This window comes from Stenotrophomonas sp. 80084_Sma (assembly GCF_056481995.1).
This window is the reverse complement of the sequence record NZ_CM151177.1, coordinates 1,984,798-2,004,301: the sequence shown is the minus strand read 5'-3', so window position 1 is coordinate 2,004,301 and position 19,504 is coordinate 1,984,798. Positions and strand designations below refer to the sequence as shown.

The 19,504-nt window shown below is 65.6% G+C and carries 19 protein-coding genes; 8 read left to right on the top strand and 11 right to left on the bottom strand.

Features of this window, described 5'->3' with window-relative positions; translation table 11 throughout:
• Window positions 1–6 precede the first annotated feature (6 nt).
• The 3 genes from pilW to ndk are packed head-to-tail and all read right to left on the bottom strand — an operon-like array spanning window position 7 to window position 2,420.
• A complete protein-coding gene (gene pilW, locus ACZK3W_RS09435; protein WP_478450682.1) occupies window positions 7–792 on the bottom strand; it encodes a type IV pilus biogenesis/stability protein PilW in 786 nt (261 codons plus the stop codon).
• A complete protein-coding gene (rlmN, locus tag ACZK3W_RS09430; RefSeq protein WP_005409296.1) occupies window positions 779–1,984 on the bottom strand; it encodes a dual-specificity RNA methyltransferase RlmN in 1,206 nt (401 codons plus the stop codon). The genes pilW and rlmN overlap by 14 nt, the downstream gene beginning before the upstream one ends.
• A 10-nt stretch (window positions 1,985–1,994) precedes the next feature.
• Window positions 1,995–2,420: a nucleoside-diphosphate kinase gene (gene ndk, locus ACZK3W_RS09425; protein WP_008265389.1), complete on the bottom strand. Its 426-nt coding sequence runs from the start codon at window positions 2,418–2,420 to the stop codon at window positions 1,995–1,997.
• A 325-nt stretch (window positions 2,421–2,745) separates the two neighbouring features.
• On the opposite strand from ndk, the gene ACZK3W_RS09420 reads away from it, so the two are divergent.
• The 3 genes from ACZK3W_RS09420 (at window position 2,746) to ACZK3W_RS09410 (ending at window position 7,125) form a co-directional block, all read left to right on the top strand.
• A complete protein-coding gene (locus ACZK3W_RS09420; RefSeq protein WP_006431024.1) occupies window positions 2,746–3,399 on the top strand; it encodes a TetR/AcrR family transcriptional regulator in 654 nt (217 codons plus the stop codon).
• Between the two features lie 39 nt (window positions 3,400–3,438).
• Window positions 3,439–5,811 (top strand): 3-hydroxyacyl-CoA dehydrogenase/enoyl-CoA hydratase family protein, encoded by a 2,373-nt coding sequence (locus ACZK3W_RS09415; RefSeq protein ID WP_014036899.1) that lies wholly within the window; start codon window positions 3,439–3,441, stop codon window positions 5,809–5,811.
• 105 nt (window positions 5,812–5,916) lie between these two features.
• Complete coding sequence (locus tag ACZK3W_RS09410) at window positions 5,917–7,125, top strand: acetyl-CoA C-acyltransferase (protein ID WP_049399460.1); 1,209 nt, start codon at window positions 5,917–5,919, stop codon at window positions 7,123–7,125.
• 618 nt (window positions 7,126–7,743) lie between these two features.
• Here the strand turns inward: ACZK3W_RS09410 and galU are convergent.
• The 8 genes from galU to cmk form a co-directional block, all read right to left on the bottom strand.
• Window positions 7,744–8,622 carry a UTP--glucose-1-phosphate uridylyltransferase GalU gene (gene galU / locus ACZK3W_RS09405; RefSeq protein ID WP_019336276.1) on the bottom strand — a complete coding sequence of 293 codons (879 nt, stop codon included), beginning with the start codon at window positions 8,620–8,622 and terminating at the stop codon, window positions 7,744–7,746.
• On the bottom strand, window positions 8,619–10,532 hold the full coding sequence (locus tag ACZK3W_RS09400; protein ID WP_032130079.1) for a polysaccharide biosynthesis protein: 1,914 nt from the start codon (window positions 10,530–10,532) through the stop codon (window positions 8,619–8,621). The genes galU and ACZK3W_RS09400 overlap by 4 nt, the downstream gene beginning before the upstream one ends.
• A gap of 3 nt (window positions 10,533–10,535) precedes the next feature.
• Window positions 10,536–11,525, bottom strand: coding sequence for an MraY family glycosyltransferase (locus ACZK3W_RS09395; RefSeq protein WP_049399455.1), 990 nt, complete (start codon window positions 11,523–11,525; stop codon window positions 10,536–10,538).
• Between the two features lie 3 nt (window positions 11,526–11,528).
• A complete protein-coding gene (lapB, locus tag ACZK3W_RS09390; protein WP_005416232.1) occupies window positions 11,529–12,707 on the bottom strand; it encodes a lipopolysaccharide assembly protein LapB in 1,179 nt (392 codons plus the stop codon).
• 6 nt (window positions 12,708–12,713) lie between these two features.
• On the bottom strand, window positions 12,714–12,998 hold the full coding sequence (locus tag ACZK3W_RS09385) for a LapA family protein (RefSeq protein WP_010484569.1): 285 nt from the start codon (window positions 12,996–12,998) through the stop codon (window positions 12,714–12,716).
• 77 nt (window positions 12,999–13,075) lie between these two features.
• The gene (locus tag ACZK3W_RS09380; RefSeq protein ID WP_005409286.1) at window positions 13,076–13,381 is read right to left on the bottom strand and encodes an integration host factor subunit beta; all 306 of its coding nucleotides are present in this window, start codon (window positions 13,379–13,381) and stop codon (window positions 13,076–13,078) included.
• A gap of 87 nt (window positions 13,382–13,468) precedes the next feature.
• Entirely contained in the window at window positions 13,469–15,154 is a 1,686-nt protein-coding gene (rpsA, locus tag ACZK3W_RS09375) for a 30S ribosomal protein S1 (protein ID WP_005416230.1), read from the bottom strand.
• 198 nt (window positions 15,155–15,352) lie between these two features.
• Window positions 15,353–16,030 carry a (d)CMP kinase gene (cmk, locus tag ACZK3W_RS09370; RefSeq protein ID WP_032130077.1) on the bottom strand — a complete coding sequence of 226 codons (678 nt, stop codon included), beginning with the start codon at window positions 16,028–16,030 and terminating at the stop codon, window positions 15,353–15,355.
• A 197-nt stretch (window positions 16,031–16,227) separates the two neighbouring features.
• Here cmk and ykgO point away from each other — a divergent pair, with 197 nt between their 5' ends.
• The 5 genes from ykgO (at window position 16,228) to ACZK3W_RS09345 (ending at window position 19,501) form a co-directional block, all read left to right on the top strand.
• A complete protein-coding gene (gene ykgO / locus ACZK3W_RS09365) occupies window positions 16,228–16,353 on the top strand; it encodes a type B 50S ribosomal protein L36 (protein ID WP_005409283.1) in 126 nt (41 codons plus the stop codon).
• 176 nt (window positions 16,354–16,529) lie between these two features.
• Window positions 16,530–16,829, top strand: a complete 300-nt coding sequence (locus tag ACZK3W_RS09360) for a hypothetical protein (RefSeq protein WP_423175526.1) — start codon at window positions 16,530–16,532, stop codon at window positions 16,827–16,829.
• Window positions 16,830–16,868: 39 nt separating this feature from the next.
• Window positions 16,869–17,906 carry an agmatine deiminase family protein gene (locus ACZK3W_RS09355; RefSeq protein ID WP_478445700.1) on the top strand — a complete coding sequence of 346 codons (1,038 nt, stop codon included), beginning with the start codon at window positions 16,869–16,871 and terminating at the stop codon, window positions 17,904–17,906.
• 162 nt (window positions 17,907–18,068) lie between these two features.
• Window positions 18,069–18,956, top strand: a complete 888-nt coding sequence (locus ACZK3W_RS09350; protein WP_478450681.1) for a carbon-nitrogen hydrolase — start codon at window positions 18,069–18,071, stop codon at window positions 18,954–18,956.
• 14 nt (window positions 18,957–18,970) lie between these two features.
• Entirely contained in the window at window positions 18,971–19,501 is a 531-nt protein-coding gene (locus ACZK3W_RS09345) for a GNAT family N-acetyltransferase (protein ID WP_107432020.1), read from the top strand.
• Window positions 19,502–19,504: the final 3 nt, after the last annotated feature.

Here is a 19,504-nt window from a genome sequence, read left to right as displayed (position 1 = left end):
CTGGAGTTAGGAGCCCGCTTCCTGCGGAAATTCCTGTCGAATGCGCTGAAGATAGCGGTCAGATGCCGCCCGATCTCCCAGCCGCGCTTCGATTTGAGACGCAAGTTGTAACACGGAACGCGTTGCGGGTGCAGCCGCAATCCTACGTTCGGCGAAGGCCCGGGCCTCCATGAAGCGCCCCTGGCGGAAGCTGAGCTGGGCCATCGCCTCCAGCGCGACCGGGTTTCCCGGCAGCGTTGCCAGCGCCGCACGCAGGTCGCGCTCGGCACGTTCGAACTGGCCGGCGTCCAGCGCACAGCCCCCGGCATTGGCCTGGGACTCGGCCGGCGTGGCGTAGCCCGGCGCCTGCAGCGCACCATCGAACCAGACCAGCGACTCGGCCGGCCGGCCCTGCTGGCACAGCCACGCGCCGTAATTGTTGAGAATGTCCCCGCGCTGCGGCGCCTGCTCGGCAGCCCTGCGGAAGCTCTCGCCAGCCTGCTGGGTGCGGCCACGACGCTCGTCGATGCCGGCCAGCAGCACCAGCGCATCGGGCGACTCGGGGGCCAGCTTCAGCGCCTCGCGCGCCTTGCGCTCGGCCGCATCGAGGTTGCCCACCTGCATGTCGCGGGCGGCCAGGGCCAGCAGGTCCTGCAGGCGCACCTGGCGCCGCACGCTGTCCGGATCACGGACCGAGTAGACCGGCGCCTCGCTGGGGCCCAGCTTGGCCTTGGGATGGGATTTGCAGCCGCCGACCGCAACGGCCAGCATGCCTGCGAACAGAACCAGCCAGAGGCGGTCAGGCCGCGGCATCGCTCCCCTTCCCCGCCTGCAGCGTCTTGTTGAACTCCGCCTGGCGGCGGGTGCGGTCCATCACCTGGCCCTTGAGCTGGCCGCAGGCGGCGTCGATGTCGTCGCCACGGGTGCGGCGGACCATGGTCAGCACGTTGCTGTCGAGCAGGATCTTCTGGAAGGCACGGATGTGCGCTTCTTCCGAACGCTCGTAGCGGGTGCCCGGGAACGGGTTGAACGGAATCAGGTTGACCTTGCCCGAATCCTTGGCCTGCACCGCGTTGTCGAACTGGCGCATCAGGCGGGCCAGCTCGCGGGCATGCTCGGGCTTGTCGTTGATGCCCTTCATCAGGGTGTATTCGAAGGTGACCGATTCGCGGCGCTTGTTGGCGCGCAGGTAGCGTGCGCACGAGGCCATCAGCTCGGCGATCGGATACTTCTTGTTGAGCGGCACCAGGGTCTCGCGCAGCGCGTCGTTCGGCGCATGCAGCGACACCGCCAGCGACACGTCGCTTTCGGCAGACAGGCGGTCGATCTGCGGCACCAGGCCGGAGGTCGACAGGGTCACGCGCTTGTTGGCCAGGCCGTAGCCCAGGTCGTCGCGCATCACGCTCATGGCGCGCACGACGTTGTCGAAATTCATCAGCGGCTCGCCCATGCCCATCATCACCACGTTGGTGAGGCGGCGCATCTGGTGCGGCACGTTGCCCAGGTGGCGTGCGGCAACCCACACCTGGCCGATGATCTCGGCGGTGGTCAGATTGCGGTTGAAGCCCTGGGTGGCGGTGGAGCAGAACGTGCAGTTCAGGCCGCAACCGACCTGCGAGGACACGCACAGCGTGCCGCGGGTCTTGTCCGGGATGTACACGGTCTCGATGGCGTTCTTGCCATCCACGCCCATCGCCAGCAGCCACTTGTGGGTGCCGTCGGCGGAGGGCTTGTCGAACACGATGTTGGGAACCAGCACCTCGGCATGGGCCTGCAGCTTGGCGCGCAGGACCTTGCCGAGGTCGGTCATTTCATCGAAATCGGTGACGTAGCGATGGTGGATCCACTTCATCACCTGATGGGCACGGAACTTCTTCTCGCCGAGAACCTCGACGAAAAACTTCTCCAGGCCCGCGCGATCGAGGTCGAGCAGGTTCTGCTTGCCAGCCGTGGGTGCCGACTTCGGCAGCGGCTGGATGGCGGGGGACTGTACGACCTCGTTCACGGCATTACTCTCAGCGCGAAACGACTTCGGTGGCGGCGAAGAAGTAGGCGATTTCAATCGCGGCATTCTCGACCGAGTCCGAGCCGTGGGCGGCGTTGGCATCGATGGATTCGGCGAAGTCGGCGCGGATGGTGCCCGCAGCGGCTTCCTTCGGGTTGGTGGCGCCCAGCAGGTCGCGGTGGGCCAGGACGGCGTTCTCGCCTTCCAGGGCCTGGATCATCACCGGGCCGGAGATCATGAACTCGACCAGCGCGTTGAAGAACGGACGCTCGCGGTGCACGGCGTAGAAGCCTTCGGCTTCACGGCGCGACAGCTGCTTGTACTTGGCGGCCACGACCTTCAGGCCGGCCTTCTCGAAGCGGGCGTAGATTTCGCCGATGACGTTCTTGGCAACGGCGTCCGGCTTGATGATCGAAAGGGTGCGCTCCAGCGCCATGGGATGTCTCCAATGGAATCGGGCCGCTGATGGCCCGAAGGGTAACATGAAAAAAACCCGCGTCGGGACGCGGGCTTAGCCTGATAAACGTAGGCGAATTGTAAAAGATAAAGCGGCAGGGTGGTAGTGCCGGCCGCTGGCCGGCAGGCTGGCGCCCCACGGGCTGCCTGCGGTTGCCGGCCAGCGGCCGGCACTACCCTTTGCGCCCATTCACCCACCTGAGTGAAATCTGACCGGTCCGGGCATTTTTGCTGCACTGCAAAATGCCATACGCTACCGTCTGGTCCTAGTATCAAACAATCGTTTGATTAAGGTCCGCCCGCCGATGGCCAAACCCGCCCACTTCTCGACCAAGGACCGGATCCTCGGCGCGGCCGAGGAGCTGTTCGCACAGCACGGCTTCGCCGGCACTTCGCTGCGCCAGGTGACCAGCCAGGCCGACGTCAACATCGCTGCGGTCAACTACCACTTCGGCTCCAAGGAAAACCTGGTCAACGAGGTGTTCCGCCGCCGCATGGACGAGATGACCGGCGCGCGCCTGGCGCAGCTCGAGCGCGCCCGCAGCGAACACCCCGGGCAGCTGCGCCCGGTGCTGGCCGCCTTCGTCGAGCCGGCACTGGCGCTGGCCCAGGACCGCCAGAACGGCGGCGCCTTCGTGCGCGTGATCGCCCGCGCCTACGCCGAGAAGAACGACAACCTGCGCAAGTTCCTGTCCGACCACTACGGTCACGTGCTGCGTGCGTTCGGCAAGGCGATTGCCGAATGCGCACCCGACCTGAGCAAGGAAGAGCTGTACTGGCGCCTGGATTTCCTGGCCGGCTCGCTCACCTATGCCATGGCCGACTTCGGGCTGATCAAGCGTCCCGCCGGTGTCACCGAAGCGGCGCATCGTGCCCATGCCGCCCACGAACTGATCCATTTCGCCGAAGCCGGGTTCCGCGCCGCCGCTCGCGCCAGCGCCCTGCCCGCTTCCCCTTGATTCCACCCAGTAACTGCTGACCAACAAAGGCCCTACACCATGTCCAATTCCCTGCTAGTCCGCCGCGCCGCCGTGCTGGGTGCCGGCGTCATGGGTGCCCAGATCGCCGCCCACCTCACCAACGCTGGCGTCGACACCGTGCTGTTCGACCTGCCCGCCAAGGAAGGTCCGGCTGACGGCATCGTGCTGAAGGCGATCGCCAACCTGGGCAAGCTGAGCCCGGCGCCGCTGGCCAGCAAGTCGCTGGCCGAAGCCATCACCCCGGCCAACTACGAGTCCGGCCTGGAGCAGCTGAAGGACTGCGACCTGATCATCGAGGCCATCGCCGAGCGCATGGACTGGAAGCAGGACCTGTACAAGAAGATCGCGCCGTTCGTGGCGGACCACGCCGTGCTGGCCTCCAACACCTCGGGCCTGGGCATCAACAAGCTGGCCGACGTGCTGCCCGAGCAGCTGCGCCACCGCTTCTGCGGCGTGCACTTCTTCAACCCGCCGCGCTACATGCACCTGGCCGAGCTGATCCCGGCCACCACCACCGACGCCGCCGTGCTGGAAGGCCTGGAAGAATTCCTGGTCACCACCCTGGGCAAGGGCGTGGTGTACGCCAAGGACACCCCGAACTTCATCGGCAACCGCATCGGCGTGTTCTCGATCCTGTCCACCATCCACCACACCCAGCAGTTCGGCCTGGGCTTCGATGAAGTGGACGGCCTGACCGGCCCGCTGGTCGGCCGCCCGAAGTCGGCCACCTACCGCACCTCCGACGTGGTCGGCCTGGACACCATGGCCCACGTCATCAAGACCATGGGCGATACCCTGCCGAACGACCCGTGGCATGAGTTCTTCAAGTCGCCGAAGTGGCTGGACGCGCTGATTTCCAAGGGCGCACTGGGCCAGAAGACCGGCGCCGGCATCTTCCGCAAGGTCGGCAAGGACATTGTGGTGCTGGACCTGGAGAAGCAGGACTACCGTCCGGCCGACCGCGCCGCCGCACCGGAAGTGGTCGAGATCCTGAAGATCAAGAACCCGGCCGAGAAATTCGCCAAGCTGCGCGAAAGCCAGCACCCGCAGGCGCAGTTCCTGTGGGCGACCTTCCGCGACCTGTTCCACTACAGCGCCTACCATCTGGCCGACATCGCCGAGACCGCGCGCGACGTCGACCTGGCCATCCGCTGGGGCTACGGCTGGTCGCTGGGCCCGTTCGAAACCTGGCAGGCCGCCGGCTGGAAGCAGGTGGCACAGTGGATTGCCGATGACATCGTCGCCGGCAAGAGCATGAGCAACGCCCCGCTGCCGGATTGGGTGTTCGATGGCCGCGACGGCGTGCATGCCGCCGAAGGCAGCTACAGCCCGTCGCGCAACGCCAAGCTGCCGCGCTCGTCGCTGCCGGTGTACCAGCGCCAGCGTTTCCCGGATCCGCTGCTGGGCGAGAAGTTCGCGCCGGGCGAGACCGTGTTCGAGAACGACGGCCTGCGCATGTGGCACGACGGTGATGGCATCGCCGTGGTCAGCTTCAAGACCAAGATGAACACCGTGTCCGACCAGGTGCTGGACGGCCTGCAGGAATGTGTCAGCCGCGCCGAGAAGGACTTCCAAGGCCTGGTGATCTGGCAGCAGAAGGAACCCTTCTCCGCCGGCGCCGATCTGGCCGGCGCGCTGGGCCTGCTGCAGGCCGGCAAGGTCGACCAGTTCGAAGAGATGGTCGCCAACTTCCAGCGCACCAGCCAGCGCATCAAGTACTCGCTGGTGCCGGTGGTGGCTGCCGTGCGTGGCCTGGCGCTGGGTGGTGGCTGCGAGTTCCAGATGCACAGCGCCAAGACTGTGGCCTTCCTGGAAAGCTACATCGGCCTGGTCGAGGCCGGCGTCGGCCTGCTGCCGGCCGGTGGTGGCCTGAAGGAACTGGCCGTGCGCGCCTCGCAGGCCGCTGGCCCGGGCGGTGACGTGTTCGCCGAACTGAAGAAGACCTTCGAAACCGTGGCGATGGCCAAGGTCTCCAACTCGGCGGTCAACGCCAAGGAACTGGGCCTGCTGCGCAGCACCGACAAGGTGGTGTTCAACAGCTACGAGGCCCTGCACATCGCCAAGGCCGAAGCGCGCGCCCTGGCCGAAGCGGGCTACCGTCCGCCGCTGCCGGCACGCCGCATCCAGGTGGCCGGCGACGTAGGTATCGCTACCTTCAAGATGATGCTGGTCAACATGCTGGAAGGCCGTTTCATCAGCCCATACGACTACGAGATCGCCGAGCGCATCGCCACCGTGCTGTGCGGTGGCAAGGTCGACCGCGGCACCCTGGTGGACGAAGAGTGGCTGCTGACCCTGGAGCGCAAGCACTTCGTCGAACTGGCCCAGCAGGAAAAGACCCAGGCCCGCATCGCGCACATGCTCAAGACCGGCAAGCCGCTGCGTAATTGATCGCCCCTCCCTGCTTTCGGTGGGTGCCGACCGTTGGTCGGCACTCCCTGATGTGGCAGTCGAGCATGGCTCGACTCTACAAAACCTATTCGAGAGATCACTGCAATGACCAAGCAAATCCAGGACGCCTACATCGTCGCCGCCACCCGTACCCCGGTTGGCAAGGCGCCCAAGGGCATGTTCCGCAACACCCGCCCCGACGACATGCTTGCGCACGTGCTGCGCAGCGTCGTCGCCCAGGCCCCGGGCGTGGACGTCAACCGCATCGATGACGCGATCATCGGCTGCGCCATGCCGGAAGCCGAGCAGGGCATGAACGTGGCGCGCATCGGCGTGCTGCTGGCTGGCCTGCCCAACACCATCGCCGCGCAGACCGTGAACCGCTTCTGCTCCTCCGGCCTGCAGGCCGTGGCGCAGGCCGCCGACGCGATCCGCCTGGGCAATGCCGACCTGATGCTGGCCGGTGGCACCGAATCGATGTCGATGGTGCCGATGATGGGCAACAAGATCGCCATGGCGCCGAGCGTGTTCGACAACGACCACGTCGCCATCGCCTACGGCATGGGCATCACCGCCGAGAAGGTCGCCGAAGAGTGGAAGGTCTCGCGCGAAGACCAGGACGCCTTCGCCCTCGCCTCGCACCAGAAAGCCATGGCCGCGATCCAGAACGGCGAGTTCAAGGACGAGATCAGCCCGTACGAGATCGTCTCGCACCTGCCGGACCTGGCCGATGGCCAGCGCATCATCACCCGCAACAAGATCGCCGACACCGACGAAGGCCCGCGCCCGGATTCCTCGGCCGAAGGCCTGGCCAAGCTGCGCCCGGTGTTCCGCAACGGCCAGTTCGGCGGCACCGTCACTGCTGGCAACTCGTCGCAGATGAGCGATGGCGCCGGTGCCGTGCTGCTGGCCTCGGAACAGGCGATCAAGGACTACGGCCTGACCCCGCTGGCTCGTTTCGTCAGCTTCTCGGTCGCCGGCGTGCGTCCGGAAGTGATGGGCATCGGCCCGATCGCCGCGATCCCGAAGGCACTGAAGCAGGCCGGCCTGACCCAGGACCAGCTGGACTGGATTGAACTGAACGAAGCCTTCGCCGCGCAGTCGCTGGCGGTGATCCGCGATTGCGGCCTGGACCCGAACAAGGTCAACCCGCTGGGCGGCGCGATCGCCCTGGGCCACCCGCTGGGCGCGACCGGCGCGATCCGCACCGCGACCCTGCTGCACGGCCTGCGCCGTCGCCAGCAGAAGTACGGCATGGTGACGATGTGCATCGGCACCGGCATGGGCGCAGCGGGCATTTTCGAGGCGCTGTAAGGTTCAAAGCGTTGCCTCGTTGGGCTTCATGGCGTGGGCCGGGTCGGCAGGGCTGCCCGGGACACGCCGTGAACCCCCCTCCGGGGTCCGGCCCAGCCGCTGGCGGCTGTGCGTTCGGGCGCTTGCGAAGCGGTGCTTCGCAAGCAAAGCGCCCTCACCCCTGGGGGCTCGATGGCGCCTTGCTGGTGTGCGCTGTCCTGCGCACACGGCAAGACCGGGGTTGGGCGTCCTGCCCAACCCGCCCAAGGCATGCCTTGGGCCCATGGCGCAAACGGTCCCGGGCAGCCCTGCCGACCCGGCCCTTCCAGCCTCCCCCGGCGGAGGAGTGAGCAAAGGCAAGGGCAGTAGAGCCACGCCATGCGTGGATGCTCGCGGAAACGAAAAAGGCAGCCATTGGCTGCCTTTTTCGTTTCTGTTTTTGCCTTTGATTCCGCCCTTCCCGTCCGCGCCCGCAGGAAACATGACAGGCGGGGCGGGTGGGCCTTTGCAGGACCGTTCGCCGCATGGATGCGGCGACCGAGCCCCCATGGACGGGTTTACGGCGTGTCCTGCAAAGGCCCACCCGTCCCGCCCATCACGTATCAATCAAGGCGCAGCACGGAGCGCTTGATAGAACCCTTACTCCGCCAACATCGCCGTCAGTTTCTCCCGCGCCGGCCCTGCCAGCTTCGGGTTGTCCAGCGCGAAGCGGATCGTCGCCTCCACCAGCCCCAGGTGCGTGCCGCAGTCGAAGCGGGTGCCCTCGAAGCGGTAGGCATCGACCTCTTCGGTCTTCAGCAGCTGCGCGATCGCATCGGTCAGCTGGATCTCGCCACCAGCACCACTGCCGGTCTGCTCCAGCAGCTCGAAGATCTTCGGGCTCAGCACGTAGCGACCGACCACGGCCAGGTCGCTCGGTGCGTCCTCCGGCTTCGGCTTCTCCACGATCTGCGAAATGCGACCCTTGCGGCCGTCGAACGCGTCAGTGGCAACGATGCCGTAGCTGGCAGTCTTGTCGTGCGGCACGTCTTCAACGGCGATCACGCTGGCACCACTGGCCTCGTTGAGGTCTGCCATCTGCTTCAGTGCGCCGTCGCCGCGGTTCCAGATCAGGTCGTCCGGCAGCAGCACCGCGAACGGCTCGTCACCGATCACGGCCTTGGCGCACAGCACCGCATGGCCCAGGCCCAGTGCTTCGGCCTGGGTCACGAAGATCGCGCGCACGCCATTGGGCAGCACATGGCGGATCATCTCCAGCTGCTCCTGCTTGCCGGCGCGCTCGAGCTTCTGCTCCAGTTCGTAGGCCTTGTCGAAGTAGTCGGCCACGGCATGCTTGTAGCGGTTGGTGATGAACACCAGCGTGTCGCAACCGGCTTCAATCGCTTCATCGACCGCGTACTGGATCAGCGGACGATCAATGATCGGCAACATTTCCTTCGGAACCGTCTTGGTTGCCGGCAAAAAGCGCGTCCCGAGCCCTGCCACTGGAAAAACTGCCTTGCGAATTCGCTTGCTCATTGGTGCCTGTTGGCCTCACGTGCCGGAAAGGGCACGACTTTAGCGGATGAAATGTAAGCATCCTGTTCGATGGGAGAGAACTCCGGCATCGTCGCGAACAGGATCTCCTGGATGCTGGTCGTGTCGTAACCAGCCACGGCATCGCGCAGGCGCGGGACATTGCCCAGCACCAGGTCACGCGAGAACGTACGTACACCGGCCTCGAGAATCTTCGGGTGCGCGGTGGAACGGTAGTCCTCGTCCGAATAGAACAGCGTCTCGTGCAGCTTCTCGCCCGGACGCAGCCCGGTGTAGATGATCGGAATGTCCTTGTACGGCTGCTTGCCGGCCAGGCGGATCATCTGCTCGGCCAGCACGCGGATCGGCACCGGCTCGCCCATGTCGAGCGTATAGATCGCACCATGCGATGCCGAAGCGGCCGCCTGCAGGATCAGCTGGCAGGCCTCCGGGATGGTCATGAAGTAGCGACTGACTTCCGGGTCGGTGACGGTCACCGGACCGCCACGCAGGATCTGTTCGCGGAACAGCGGCACCACGCTGCCGGCCGAGGCCAGCACGTTGCCGAAGCGCACCGTAACAAAACGGGTATGCGTGGACTTCTGGTCCAGGCTCTGGCAGATCATCTCCGCATAGCGCTTGCTGGCGCCCAGTGCATTGACCGGGTCGACCGCCTTGTCGGTGGAGATGAACACGAAATGCTCAACGCGCGCTTCCAGGCAGGCGCGGGCCACGTTCTCGGTGGCCAGGATGTTGTTGCGCACCGCTTCGCGCAGCTGCCGCTCCAGCACCGGCACGTGCTTGTAGGCAGCCGCGTGGAAGGCGGTGTCGACCGGATGCAGCGACAGGGCGTGGCGGATCACCGCCGGGTCACCGCAGTCGCCCAGCACCGCTTCGATCTCGACATCGGGGAAGCTGCGCCGCAGCTCGCCTTCGATGGTCAGCAGCAGCAGTTCGCTGATCTCGAGCAGGATGATGCGGCCGGCACCATGCCGTGCGCACTGGCGGCAAAGCTCGGAGCCGATCGAACCGCCGGCACCGGTGACCATCACCGTACGCCCGCCCAGCCAGCCACGGATCAGGTTCCAGTCCGGCATGATCGGCTTGCGGCCCAGCAGATCCTCGATCGCCACTTCCTTCAGCTGCCCCGGCAGCGACTGGCCCTGCAGGATGTCGCTGAGCTTGGGCACGGTGCGGAACGGCACACCGGTGCTTTCACAGATGGCGACGATCCGCTGCATGCCCGCCGCGTCCAGCGACGGAATGGCGATCACCAGCAGCTTGGCCGCCGTCTCCCGGACCACTGTCGGCGCATCGTCCAGGGTGCCGAGGATCGGCAGGCCCTGCAGCTTGGCGCCGCGCAGGTGCGGCGCGTCGTCCAGCAGGCCGACCGGCTCGAAATTACCGGAACGGCGCAGGTCACGGACCAGGGTCTCGGCGGCCTGGCCGGCACCCAGGATCAGCACGCGGCGCGCGGACGAGTCCGACTGCAGTGCCTGATAGTCCTTCCAGGCCCGGTACAGCAGGCGCGGCGCGCCCAGCAGCGCCGACAGCGCGAACGGATAGATCACCAGCACCGACATCGGCACGCCGTCGAAGCGCTTCCACATCAGCACCAGCACGATGGCGACCATGCCGATGAAGCTGGCCTTGAAGATGTTCAGCAGGTCGCTGACGCTGGCGAACCGCCACAGGCCCCGATAGAGGCCCACGCGCCAGAACACCATGCCCTGCAGCAGCAGCACCAGCGTGGTGTCGACGTTCCAGAGAGGGAGCTCGGGGGCGTTGGCCAGGATCGAATACCGCCCCGCGTGGAGCAGCTGCCAGCATGCCCAGACCATGAACAGGTCGTGGCAGACGATGGCCGAACGCGGCATCAGGCCGAGGATTCTGTCCCGCCAGGGTGAAGCCATAAGTCAGGTATTTCCTTTTGGGTGGCGCAATCCATTGCGCAGGAGGAGCCAGAGGACGCTCAGCGCAATGAACCACGCGATCGCCACGGCAGCCTCCCACCTCGGCTGCAAATTGGAGCAGACATTAAGCACTGTAATACTGAACAGGCCCAAAGCAAAGTACATCCCTGTTACCTGGGCGTGACTGGCTCCTGCCTGCACCGCGCGCTGGTAGACATGCTGGGTATGGGGTTCCATCCAGCGTTGTCCCGAAATGATGCGCGCCAGCAGTGTGAAGCCTGCGTCCACAAGGAACGGCGATGCCGACACCAGCAGCAGGATCCAGTGGATGTCGGTCTTGACGCTGGCCAGTGCCAGCACTGCCGCCACCGCGTAGCCCAGCGCGCCACTCCCGACATCGCCCATGAAGATCCGGGCCCGCGGGAAGTTGAACGGCAGGAAGCCCAGGCAGGCCAGGCCCAACGCGACCGCCGCCAGCGAGTACGGCCAGGGCAGCAGCGGCGCCAGCCCCAGCGCGACCACGATGGCCTGGCTGGCCGCGATGCCGTTGATCCCATCCATGAAATTCCAGATGTTAATCAGCGAGGCGGTGAACAGCAGGACCAGTACGGCCAGCAGCCAGCTGCCACCGTGGACCTTGACCAGCGCGGCCAGCAGCGCGGCGGCGATGAAGTGCACCATCAGGCGGCGCATGGCCGGCAGCGGCCGGTGGTCGTCCCACCAGCCGATACCCGCCACCAGCGCCAGGCCAAGGCTGGCGACCAGCAGGCTCGGACGGGCTTCGGGCCAGGCCCACATGGCAACACCGGCGGTCACCAGCAGGCTGATGACAATGGCGATGCCGCCGCCGCGGGGGGTCGCCACGCTATGGCTGCGGCGCTCGCCCGGCTGGTCAAACAGTTGCCGGCGCAGCGCGTAACCCCGCGCCGCCCAGGTCAGTGCCGCACTCAGCAGGGCCAGGCCCAGCAGCGCGCCCATCACGAGCCACGGCATGGATCAGAGCACCGCGTAGTTCAGCAGCGGCTTGACCGTACCCCACTCCTTGCAGCTCGGGCACTGCCAGTGGTGGGTGCGCGCACCGAAACCACAACGGGTGCAGCGATAGGCCGGATTGCGCACCAGCAACTGGTCGGTGATGTGCTTCAGGTCGTGCAGGGTCGCCGTGGAATCGGCGCCTTCAGCCAGGGTCAGGTCGATCAGCGCGGACTCGCCACGCACCGACGGGCGATCCTTGAGCTGGCGGCCCAGGTAGGCACGAGCCGGCGCCACGCCCTCCTGCTCTTCCATCAGGCGGGTCAGCGCCAGCACCGGGGCGATGCCGCGGTAGTGCTCGGTCATCTCCGACAGGAACGCGCGTGCGCCTGCCAGATCGCCGACCTTGCGGTAGTTCTGCATCAGCGCCGGCAGCAGCTCCGGCAGGTACTCCGGATCGTTGCGCGCGGCACGCTCGAAGGCGCGTACGGCCGCTTCCGGATTGCCGGCATCGGTTTCCAGGCGTCCTTCAATGATGCCGGCACGTACCGACATCGCATCGGCCTGGTAGGCCCGGGCAATCGCTGCCCTCGCCTCTTCCAGCTTGCCAGCACCGCGGAAGCGTTCGGCCAGTTCGCACTCGAACTGCCCGATCAGCTTGCCCATCGGCTCGCCGGTGACGTCCTCGAAACGGGTCGCGTTGTCGATCGCCTTTTCCCAGTCGCGCTCGGCCTGGTAAATGCCGATCAGGTGCTTGAGTGCCTGCGGAGCACGCTGATCCAGCTGGGCCAGTTCGGTGAACACGGTCTCGGCGCGGTCCAGCAGGCCGGACTTCATGTAGTCCTCGCCCAGTGCCAGCAGCGCCTGCACGCGTTGCGCATCGCTGAGGTCGTGGCGGTTGACCAGGCCCTGGTGCAGGCGGATGGCGCGGTCGACTTCGCCGCGGCGGCGGAACAGGTGGCCCAGCGCGACCTGGGTCTCGAAGGTTTCCTTGTCCAGCTCGGCGATGTGCAGGAACAGCTCGATGGCCTTGTCCGGCTGCTCGTTGAGCAGGTAGTTCAGGCCGCGGAAGTAGGTGCTGGACAGGCGGCTGACCTGGCTGTCACCGTGGCGTTGACCACCACGCCGTCCGATCACCCACCCGGCCAGTGCGGCCAGCGGAACGAACAGGAAGAACCAGAACCACTCGGTGACGAAATCCATCTTCGATCAGCGTCCATCAAAAGATTGGGGGGAAGCAACCGGTGCCGGCGTGGCGACAGCGGACTTGTTGGCGCGGCGCAACTGGCTGTAGAGCGGAATGACCACGCTCACCAGCACCAGGCCGGCACCGACGATGACACCCACCAGCAGCGCGGCGATCAGGGCCACGCCTACCGAGGTATGCAGTTGGGTAAACAGCAGGTTGATCGACATCGCGGTCATGTTGACCGCACCGATGATCAACCCAAGGATCAGAACCGCCAGCAGGACCAGCAGACGAAAAACCTTCATGCGACAGCTCCAGTGGCAGGAGTCCGTAGCTTATCCGACTCGCGGCTGGATTCGCACGCGGTGGCGCGACGGAAGGCTCAGGCCGGATCGGCGTCCAGCGGCAGCACACTGCTGACCCGCTCACGCAGTTCCTTGCCCGGCTTGAAATGAGGGACGTGCTTGCCCGGCAGGGCAACCGATTCGCCGGTTTTCGGGTTGCGACCCAGGCGCGGCGGACGATAGTGCAGCGAGAAGCTGCCAAAACCACGGATTTCGATGCGATCCCCGGCGGACAGCGATCCGCCCATCATTTCCAGCAACGACTTCACCGCCAGATCGACATCATCGGCCTTCAGGTGCGCCTGGCGGCGCGCAAGGATTTCGATCAGTTCGGATTTGGTCATTACCGGCTCACATCAGGGGTATCTCAGCCTGAAACGGCCCGGGCAATGCCCGGGCCGTCCAGGAAACAACGAACAGCGTAAGGCCGATTACTCGGACTTGTTGCCGTTCAGCTGTGCACGCAGCAGCGCGCCCAGCTGGGTGGTGCCGCTGGAAGCCGAAGAGGACTGGTATTCCTCCAGCACTTCGCGCATTTCAGCGTCGTCCTTGGCCTTGATCGACAGCTGCAGGGTACGGCCCTTGCGGTCCATGCCCACGAACTTGGCTTCGACCTTGTCGCCGACCTTCAGGTGCTGGGTGGCGTCGTCAACGCGCTCGTTGGCGATGTCGCGTGCCGAGACGTAACCTTCGATGCCGTCAGCCAGCTCGATGATCGCGCCCTTGGCGTCGACTTCCTTCACCACGCCTTCGACCTTGGAGCCCTTCGGATTGGCAGCCATGTACTGGCCGAACGGATCCTGCTCCAGCTGCTTCACGCCCAGGGAGATGCGCTCGCGCTCCGGATCGACAGCCAGGACGACGGCGTCCAGGGTATCGCCCTTCTTGAAGTTGCGAACGACGTCTTCGCCGGTGGTGTTCCAGCTGATGTCGGACAGGTGAACCAGGCCGTCGATGCCGCCGTCCAGGCCGATGAAGATGCCGAAGTCGGTGATCGACTTGATCTGGCCCGACACCTTGTCACCCTTCTTGTGGGTGGCAGCGAAGGTTTCCCACGGATTGGCGGCAACCTGCTTCATGCCCAGCGAGATACGGCGACGCTCTTCATCGACGTCCAGCACCATCACTTCGACTTCATCACCAACCTGGACAACCTTGGACGGGTTGACGTTCTTGTTGGTCCAATCCATCTCGGAGACGTGCACCAAGCCTTCGACGCCCGGCTCGATCTCAACGAACGCGCCGTAATCGGTGACGTTGGAGACCTTGCCGAAGACGCGGCTGTTGGCCGGGTAACGACGGCCGATGTTGTCCCACGGATCCTCGCCCAGCTGCTTCAGGCCCAGCGAAACGCGGTTGCGCTCGCGGTCGAACTTCAGCACGCGGACGTCCAGCTCGTCGCCGACGTTCACGACTTCCGACGGGTGACGCACGCGCTTCCACGCCATGTCGGTGATGTGCAGCAGGCCGTCGATACCGCCCAGGTCCACGAACGCGCCGTAATCGGTCAGGTTCTTGACGACACCCTTCAGGATCGCGCCTTCCTGCAGCTTGTCCATCAGCTGCTCGCGCTCTTCCGAGTGCTCGCTTTCGACGACAGCGCGGCGCGAGACCACGACGTTGTTACGCTTGCGGTCCAGCTTGATGAGCTTGAACTCGAGTTCCTTGCCTTCCAGGTAGGCCGGATCGCGCACCGGGCGCACATCGACCAGGGAACCCGGCAGGAAGGCGCGGACATCCTTGATGTCCACGGTGAAACCACCCTTGACCTTGCCGCTGATGCGGCCGGTGATGGTTTCGTTCTTTTCCAACGCTTCTTCCAGCTCGTCCCACACCATCGCGCGCTTGGCCTTCTCGCGCGACAGGACGGTTTCGCCGAAGCCGTTCTCGATCGAGTCGAGGGCGACCTTGACGATGTCGCCTTCGGCGACGTCGATTTCGCCAGCGTCGTTACGGAACTGTTCGATCGGCACGATGCCTTCGGACTTCAGGCCAGCGTTGATCACCACGACGTCGCCGCGGACTTCAACAACGGTACCGCTGACGATGGCGCCCGGCTTCAGCTTGGCCAGATTGGCCTGGCTGGCTTCAAACAGTTCGGCAAATGATTCGGTCATTAGATTTACTCTGTTGGACACATGGGTCGGTGGCGTCCCCTTCAGGGGAATGGCGACCGCCCGCCTGTTGGTCGACCCCGGAAACGCAGGTCGTGTGTAGTAGGAAAACCGCCACGCATCATTGCGCGACGGAGCTGGTACAGCACTGCTATGCGCGACCACCACCGATGCTGCTGGCAGTGCTCCCGCGCGAACGGATCAGGCAGCCGGAACCGGAAGCAGATCCATCACTCTGGCAACGACATCTGCGATGCCGATGCCTGTGGTGTCGATGAGGACAGCATCGTCTGCCGGCTTCAGGGGCGCCACGGTACGCTGAGCATCACGGGCGTCGCGGGCCATGATCTCGCGCAGGAGGTCATCAAAGTTAACAGAAACCCCCTTGTCTTTCAACTGCTTATGCCGGCGCTCGGCGCGCTCCTCGGCACTGGCGGTCAGGAAGACCTTGTAGGAGGCGTCCGGGAAGATCACCGTGCCCATGTCGCGGCCATCGGCGACCAGGCCGGGCAGCTCCCTGAATGCGCGCTGGCGCTCCTTCAGGGCAGCCCGGACCTCGGGAATGGCGGCGATGGCCGAGGCCAGCGCGCCGGTGGTCTCCAGGCGCAGCTCGTCGGTGGCATCGGTCCCGTTCACCATGACCCGCATGGCTTCACCCTGCTCGACAAACTGAACGTGGGTATCAAAGGTGCAGCGGACCAGCGCCGAGGCATCGGAGGTATCGATGTCGGCCCAGCTCGCGGCCACGCCCACCGCCCGGTACAGCGCGCCCGAATCCAGGTAATGCCAGCCCATGCGGCGCGCGATGATGCGGCTGATGGTACCCTTGCCAGCCCCTGAAGGGCCGTCGATGGTCAGGACGGGAGCGAGCGGATTCATGGGGTTCCCAGAGCGTGTGAAGGGGTCATTCTAGCCCCTGTCAGACGCCCCCAATGGGATCTTTTGTGCAACCACTTGAAACCACGAGGAAAAGCCCGGTAGAATGGCGGGCTTGAACGAGCGTCAACTGCCGATTGTCTTTCGCATATCGCGGCCACGCTCCACCCGAACAACTACTGTTTACGCCGAGGTATGCCATGAAAGTCCTGTCCTCCCTGAAGTCGGCGAAGGCCCGTCACCGTGACTGCAAGGTCGTGCGTCGTCGTGGCAAGATCTTCGTCATCTGCAAGTCGAACCCGCGTTTCAAGGCGCGTCAGCGCTAAGCCCAACAGCCTTCGCGGCTGCGGCTGGCCCTACGCGGGGCCGACCCGATGCAAAAAGCCGCCTTCGGGCGGTTTTTTGTTTATGCGGCTTTTTCCTGCCGTTTTTGCTGTAATCGCCTTTCTTGACCACTGGGGAGTAGATCGAGATGAAGCGTTACCTGTCCGCCCTGGCCGTGATGGCCACCCTGGCCACCGCCACGCCGGCGCTGGCCGATACCCTGCTTGTCGACCGTGCCCGCGAGAAGCCGGCCGGTGCCCTGCCCGTGCGCGGCCAGAGCATGCAGCAGGTACAGGCGCAGTTCGGCGCGCCGAGCGAGCAGCTGCAGCCGCGTGGCGGGCAGAAGCGGCAATGGCCGACCATCAACCGCTGGGTGTACCCGCAGTTCACCGTCTACTTCGAGAAGCAGAAGGTGATCGACGTGGTGGCCAACCAGGCGGACCCGAACGAAATCGGCCCGAAACCGCCGATCCGTTGATCCCTTTACCCGCCCTGGGCGGGCCTGTGTAGCGAGACCATGAACCAGACCCTTCGTTTTCCTGCCGAGTGGGAAGCCCAGAGCGGCGTCCTGATTGCCTGGCCCACCGCCGACACCGACTGGGCCGACCGCCTGGGCCAGGTGGAAGAGACCTACATCGCCTTGGTCGCGGCCATCACCCGCTTCCAGCCGGTGCTGATCTGCGTGGCCGACGACGATGTGGAGACCTATGCCGAGATGCGGCTGCGCTCCAACCGCATCGACATGGACAAGGTCCACTTCACCACGGCGGCCTACGACGATACCTGGTTGCGCGACTCCGGCCCGATCACCCTGCGCCGTGCCGACGGCGGCTTCCAGCTGCTGGATTTCCGCTTCACCGGCTGGGGCGGCAAGTTCGACGCCACCCTGGATGACCAGCTGGTGGGCGTGCTCGACCAGGCCGGCGTGTTCAACGACGCACCGGTGCGCAGCATTCCGTTCGCGCTGGAAGGCGGCGGCATCGAAACCGATGGCGAAGGCACCCTGCTGACCACCTGGAAGTGCCTGCATGAGCGCCACCCGGACCGCGACCGCGCCAGCCTGACTGCCCACCTGGCCGACTGGCTGCAGCAGGACCGTGTGCTGTGGCTGGACCACGGCTATCTGGAAGGCGACGACACTGATGCGCACATCGATACCCTCGCCCGCTTCGCCTCGGCTGACAGCATTGTCTACCAGGCCTGTGACGACGAGAGCGACTCGCACTACGCCGAACTGCAGGCGATGGGCAATGAGCTGGCCGCGCTGCGTACCAAGGATGGCCAGCCGTACCGCCTGTTCCCGCTGCCGTGGGCACAGCCGGTGATCGACGAAGGCCGCCGCCTGGCGGCGTCGTACGCCAACTACCTGATCGTCAATGGTGCGGTGCTGATGCCGGCCTATGGCGATCCGGCCGATGACCTGGCCCGCGATGTACTGGCGCAGGCGCACCCGGGCCGCGAGATCGTGCAAGTGCCCTGCCGCTCGCTGATCTGGCAGAACGGCAGCCTGCACTGCATCACCATGCAGCTGCCGGCCGGGTTGTTGAAGGCCTGAGGATGGGTAGTGCCGGCCGCTGGCCGGCAACCATGCAATGCCTGATGGATTGACGGGGTTGCCGGCCAGCGGCCGGCACTACCAGCACCCATTCAGCGCGCGACACGCCGTCGCCGCCCATCCGCGCTAACATGCTGGTTTTCCCCCGCAGGAACGCCCCGCATGAACTCGCGCAGCCCCCTTACCGTCGCCCTGATCCAGGAGCGCAACCACGGTGATGCCGCCGCCAACCTGGCGGTGATCGAAGCACGCGTGGCCGAGGCGGCTGCCCAGGGTGCCAAGCTGGTGCTGCTGCAGGAACTGCACAACGGTCCTTATTTCTGCCAGCACGAGTCGGTCGATGAGTTCGACCTGGCCGAGCCGATCCCGGGCCCGAGCACCGAGCGCCTGGGCGCGCTGGCGAAGAAGCATGGCGTGGTGCTGGTCGGCTCGCTGTTCGAGCGCCGTGCTGCCGGCCTGTACCACAACACCGCCGTGGTGTTCGAGAAGGACGGTACGCTGCTCGGCAAGTACCGCAAGATGCATATCCCGGACGATCCGGGCTTCTACGAGAAGTTCTACTTCACCCCGGGCGACATCGGTTTCAAGCCGATCGATACCTCGGTGGGTCGCCTCGGCGTGCTGGTGTGCTGGGACCAGTGGTACCCGGAAGCGGCACGCCTGATGGCGCTGGCCGGCGCCGAGCTGCTGCTGTACCCGACCGCGATCGGCTGGGACCCGGACGACGTGCAGGACGAGAAGACCCGCCAGCGCGACGCCTGGGTGCTGAGTCACCGCGGCCACGCCGTGGCCAACGGCCTGCCGGTGCTGAGCTGCAACCGCGTCGGCCACGAGGCATCGCCACTGGGCGCGTCGGGCATCCAGTTCTGGGGCAACAGCCACGTGCTCGGCCCGCAGGGCGAGTTCCTGGCCGAAGCCGGCACTGACGCCACCGTGCTGCTGTGCGATGTCGACCCGCAGCGCAGCGAGCACGTACGCCGCATCTGGCCGTTCCTGCGCGATCGCCGCATCGACGCGTACGGTGACCTGCTCAAGCGCTACATCGACTGAGCCGGAGCCCGCGCATGGCCGTCCTCATCCGTGATGCCGGCCCGGCCGACATCGCCGCGATCACCGCGATCTACGCGGTGGAAGTGACCGACTTCGTCAACACCTACGAGTACGACATCCCCGACGCGACCGAGATGCTGCGCCGTATGCGCGACATCATCGATCGCGGCTTCCCCTACCTGGTCGCCGAGATCGACGGCCAGGTGGCCGGCTATGCCTACGCCAACACCTACCGCACCCGCGTTGCCTACCAGTGGACCGTGGAGAACTCGGTCTACGTCGATGCCGCGTTCCAGGGCCAGGGCGTGGGCACCGGCCTGCTGCAGGCCTTGATCGATGCCTGCGTGGCGCGTGGTTACCGGCAGATGGTGGCCGTGATCGGCGAACCGACCAACGCCGCGTCGATCAAGCTGCACGAACGCTTCGGCTTCGAGCTGGTCGGCGTGTTCCGTGGCCTTGGCCGCAAGCACGGCCGCTGGCTGGATACCGTGCAGATGCAGCGCGCGCTCGGCGATGGCGCCGACACCGCACCTTCCAATGAATGAACC